Below are 3041 nucleotides of genomic sequence, written 5' to 3'. Positions count from 1 at the left end.
CCAGGTCGCACTCGCCGGAGCGCAGCGCCTGCGCCGCCAGGTGCAGGGCGACCAGCGACGACGAGCACGCCGTGTCGACCGTCACCGCCGGCCCCTCCAGACCGAAGGCGTAGGACAACCGGCCGGAGAGCACACTGGCCAGACTGCCGATCGCGCCGTGCCCCGCGGTGGAGTCCTCGGCCTCCTGGACGACGGTCGCGTAGTCCTGGCCGTTCGTGCCCGCGAACACTCCGGTGCGGCTGCCGCGGAGGGACAGCGGGTCGACGCCCGCCCGTTCGAAGGCCTCCCAGGACACCTCCAGCAGCAGCCGCTGCTGCGGGTCCATGGCGAGTGCCTCGCGCGGCGAGATGCCGAAGAGCGCGGGGTCGAACGCGGCCGCGTCGTGCAGGAAGCAGCCGTGGCCCACGTAGGACGTGTTCGGCGTGCCGCGTGTCGGGTCGTACAGGGCGGCGACGTCCCAGCCGCGGTCCGTGGGGAATCCGCTGATGCCGTCGCGCCCGGCCACCAGCATCCGCCACAGGTCCTCCGGCGAGGTCACGCCCCCGGGGAACCGGCAGCTCATCCCGACCACGACGACCGGGTCGTCGGCGGTGGCGGGCGCACCGTGCGCCGTGGTCGCCGGGCCCGCGTCCTCGGATCCCGTGCCGGTGCCGTCGAGGTGGCCCGTGAGGTGGGCGGCGAGCGCGGCCGGCGTCGGATAGTCGAAGACGAGGGTGGCGGGCATGGAGAGCCCGGTGGCGGCACCCAGGTGGTTCCGCAGGTCCACGGCGCTCATCGAGTTGAAGCCGAGGTCCTGGAACGTACGGTCCTTGGGGATCCTGCTGGTGTCGCTGTGACCGAGGACGGTGGCCGTCTCGGCCAGCACCAGGTCGAGGACGGCGCGCGCCCGCTCGGCCGCGGGCAGTGCGAGGAGCCCGTCGACCTGTGAGGAGGAGCGGTCCCGGCCGCCGCCCGCGGGGGCGGTGGCGGACCGCGCGGCACGCCCGTCGTCCCGGAAGTCCGGGAGTTCACGGATCAGCGGGCTCGGGCGGCGCGTCGCGGTGTGGTCGACCATGCGACGCCAGTCGACGTCGGCCACCACGAGGAAGGTCTCACCGTCCTCGAGCGCCTGCTCCAGCCCGGCGAGCGCCTGCTCGGGGTCCATGGCATGGGCGCCGATCCGCTCGAAGCGCTCCTCCGCGCTGCCCTGGGCGAGTCCCGCTCCGCCCCAGCGGCCCCAGGCGACGGACGTGGCGGGCAGACCCGCGGCCCGGCGGGCTTGGGCGAGGGCGTCGAGGAAGGCGTTGCCGGGAGCGTAGTTGCCCTGCCCCGGAGCCCCGACGACACCGCTGAGGGAGGAGAAGAGCACGAACGCGGACAGGTCCAGCCCGAGGGTGAGGTCGTGCAGGTTGCGCGCACCGTCGACCTTCGCGCGCAGCGCGTGGGCGAGGCGCTCGGGCGTCAGGGCGTCGATGAGGGCGTCGTCGAGGGCCGCCGCGGTGTGCACGACGGCGGTCAGCGGTTCCTCTTCGGGGATCGAGGAGAGGAGCGCGGCCAGCGCGTCCCGGTCCTCCACCGGGCACGCCTCGACGCGCACCCGGCAGCCCATGCCCTCGAGGTCCGCGACGAGGTCCGCCGCGCCCGGCGCGTCGGGCCCACGACGGCTGGTGAGAACGAGCCGGCGGACCCCCTGGCCGGCGAGTCCGCGGGCGACGTGGGCGCCGAGCGCACCCGTGCCGCCGGTGACGAGAACGGTTCCGTCCGGGCTCCAGGACGTGCCTCGGTTCCGCTGCCGGGCCGACGCCGGGGCCCGGACCAGACGGCGAGCGAACGTTCCGGCGGACCGGATCGCGAGGTGGTCCTCGTCCTCGTTGCCCGCGAGCACCTGACGCAGCCGCTCGCGGCCGCGCTCGTCCAGGTCCTCGGACAGATCGATCAGGCCGCCCCAGCGCTGCGGGTACTCGGTGGCGACCACTTCGGCCAACCCCCAGCACAGTGCCTGCGAGGCACCGAGGACGGACTCGTAGGGCCACACGGCGACGGCCCCGCAGGTGGCGGTCCACAGCGGTACGTCGAGCCGGACGTCGTCCATGGCCTGGACGAGAGCGACCGAGGCCGCGTAACCGGCGGGCAGTCCCGGCACACCGGGGTGCTCCGCCTCGTCCAGCGGAAGCAGGGACAGGACACGTCCGACGGCGGCAGGCAGACTCCCGACCGCCTCCGCCAGCCGTTCGGCCACCGTCGCCCGGGAGGCGTCCGCGGGGACGCGGAGGACTGCCGCACCGTCGCCCAGCGCGGCGAGGCAGTCGTCCGTCAGGGGCGAGGCGGTGCGGTCGGTGACGACGACGAGGGTCGTGCCGGGAAGCGCGGACACAGGGCCGGCGGCTCCCGGCAGACGCTGCCAGGTGGTCCGGTACCGCCACGAGTCCAGGGCTTCCGCGGCCCTGCGCCGACGGCGCCACTCCGACAAGGCCGGCACGACGGCGGTGAACGGATCGTCGAGACGGACGTCCAAGGTCTGGGCGAGAGCCTCGAGATCCCCTCCTCCGACGGCCTCCCAGAAGGCCTCATCCCCTTCGGCCGCCTCCGCGACGAGGCGCGCCGTCTGAGCGGCGTTGAGCCAATAGCGTTGACGCTGGAAGGCGTAGGTGGGCAGGTCGACGCGTCGGGCGCCGGTACCGGCGAAGTAGGCCGTCCAGTCGACGGTGGTGCCGTGCGTGTGGAGTTCGGCCAGGGCGGTGACGACCGCGTCCGCTTCCGGGCGGTTCTTGCGGAGGGCCGGGACGAACGCGGCCTCGGTGGTCGTCTCCTGGGCCATGGCGGACAGGACGCCACCCGGTCCCAGCTCGAGGTAGGTGGTGACGCCTTGGGCGTCGAGGTGGCGGATGCCGTCGGCGAAGCGGACCGCCCGGCGGACATGGTCCACCCAGTAGTCCGCGGTCAGCAGCTCCTCACCCGCGACAGCGCCGGTCAGGTTGGAGACGACCGGGATGCGGGGGGTGTGGAAGGTGGCCGTCTGCAGGAGGGTGCGGAACTCCTCGAGCATGGGTTCCATGCGGGGG

The 3041-nt window shown here is 74.2% G+C and carries 1 protein-coding gene; it reads right to left on the bottom strand.

Annotation, left to right across the window (positions count from 1 at the left end; all coding sequences use genetic code 11):
- On the bottom strand, positions 1-3041 hold a 3041-nt coding region (locus A2U95_RS21415), incomplete at both ends, for a beta-ketoacyl synthase N-terminal-like domain-containing protein (protein WP_476756107.1).

Source organism: Streptomyces chilikensis (genome assembly GCF_001642695.1).
Classification (GTDB): domain Bacteria; phylum Actinomycetota; class Actinomycetes; order Streptomycetales; family Streptomycetaceae; genus Streptomyces; species Streptomyces chilikensis.
The sequence above is the reverse complement of the archived record's forward strand: the minus strand, read 5'-3'. Positions and strand labels throughout refer to the sequence as shown.